General features: G+C 72.6%; 1 protein-coding gene and 1 pseudogene. Both read right to left on the bottom strand.

What is annotated here, in order from left to right:
• A pseudogene (locus tag DBR34_RS24170) lies at nucleotides 1-765 on the bottom strand (flavodoxin domain-containing protein); the annotation flags it as partial.
• The gene (locus DBR34_RS19555) at nucleotides 762-1,721 is read right to left on the bottom strand and encodes an FAD:protein FMN transferase (RefSeq protein ID WP_258224165.1); all 960 of its coding nucleotides are present in this window, start codon (nucleotides 1,719-1,721) and stop codon (nucleotides 762-764) included. The pseudogene DBR34_RS24170 and the gene DBR34_RS19555, both read right to left, overlap by 4 nt.
• Between the last annotated feature and the right edge of the window lie 18 nt (nucleotides 1,722-1,739).

Raw genomic sequence — 1,739 nt, 5'->3', positions numbered from 1 at the left:
CCAGGTGCCGGCACCGGGGCTGCCCGGGTTTTCCAGCGTGCGGCTGCGCAGCTGCCAGTGCAGGTAATCGGCCGGGGTCCAGTCGGGCAGGTCCGTGGCGGTGCCGCCCAGCTGGCCCAGCAGCTGCTGCCAGTGGCGCAGCGCGGCCGGGTCGGCGTTGTCCACTTCCACGGTGTCGAACAACGGGTGCGCGCCGTGCTGGCGCAACCACGCATCGAGCTGGTGGCCGAACGCGCAGAAGTACCCGTAGCTGCGGTCGCCCAGTGCCAGCACGCCGTACTGCAGCTGTGGCAGTGCCAGCGCCTGCGGCATCACCGTGCGCAGGAACGGCAGCGCGTGGTCGGGCGCATCGCCTTCGCCGGTGGTGCTGGCGATGAACAGGACCTGCGTGGCCTGCTGCAGCGTGCTGGCGTCCACCTGGTGCAGGCCGCGCAGCCGCACCGGCACGCCCGCCGCGCGCAGGGTCTCGGCGCTGCGTTCGCACAGTTGCTGGGCAAAGCCGGTCTGGCTGGCCCAGACCAGCAGCAGCGGTACCGGCCCGCCCGCTACCGCGGCATCGTCGCGTGGACGCCCCCGCCACCAGATCGCGGCGCAGAGCACGGCATAGCCGAACACGCTGGCGGCGGCGATGCGCCAGTGCGACGCCAGCGGTGGACCCTGCCACCACGGCGCCTGCAGGTGCAGGCGCAGCAGCAGCCACGCCAGCACCGCCAGCACGGCGATCACCAGCAGGTTGCCCACGGTGGCGCGCGACGGACGGCTCATGCGGGCGGCGCCTGTGGTGCATCCAGCAGCTGTGCGAAGGCCGGGCTCAGGTGCTCTTCGACGCCGTGCGCGCCGCGGCTGACAAAGCGCGCGGCCAGCGCGTGCTCGCGGGCAAAGGCCAACCCCTGCTCGACGCCCATCACGGTCAGTGCGGTGGCCCAGCCGTCGGCATGCATCGCGTCGCGTGCGGCCACGGTGACGGCGGCGGCCGCACGCGTGACCGGCGCGCCGGTGCGCGGGTCCAGGGTATGGCTGAACTGCGCGCCGTCCTGTTCGAAGTGGTGCCAGCGGTCGCCGGAGGTGGCCACGGCCAGGTCGTCCAGCGCGAGCACCCGTGGCGGCAATGCGGTGCTGGCTTCTTCTTCGGGACCGGCCTCGACCAGCACGCGCCAGGGCTGGCCGTCGGGCTTGCGGCCGTAACCATGCAGTTCACCGCCCACTTCCACCAGCGCGGCATGCACGCCCTGCTGGCGCAGCCAGGCACTGACCTGGTCCACGCCGAAGCCCTTGGCGATGGCGGACAGATCCAGTTCCACGCCACCGGGTTGCTGCAGGGTCTGATCGGCCCAGTGCAGGCGCTGCCAGCCGCAGCGCGCGCGGGTGGCGGCCAGCGTGGCGGGGTCGGGAATCCGCTGTGCGAGCGCGTGCGCGCCAAAGCCCCACAGCGCGACCAGCGGCCCCACGGTGGGGTCGAAGGCACCCGCGCTGCGGCGGGCGATGTCCATGGCGGCGTCCACCACCTGTGCGAACAGGTCGGGCACGCGCTGTGCGCTGCCGGGCGCGGCACGGTTGAAACGGGTGATGTCACTGTTGGCTTCCCAGGTGCTCATCTGCGCCACGATGGCGTCGAGCCGGGCCTGGATGCCGGCATGCAGGGGGTGCAGATCGCGCGTGCGCGCGACCACCAGCTTTACCTGCCAGGTGGTGCCCATGGTGTGGCCACCGAGGCTGGCGATGTCGAGGTGCTCGTCGTT

It is taken from the genome of Stenotrophomonas sp. HMWF003 (genome assembly GCF_003061285.1).
GTDB classification, from domain to species: Bacteria; Pseudomonadota; Gammaproteobacteria; order Xanthomonadales; family Xanthomonadaceae; genus Stenotrophomonas; species Stenotrophomonas maltophilia_AP.
This window is presented reverse-complemented; position numbering and strand designations above follow the sequence as displayed.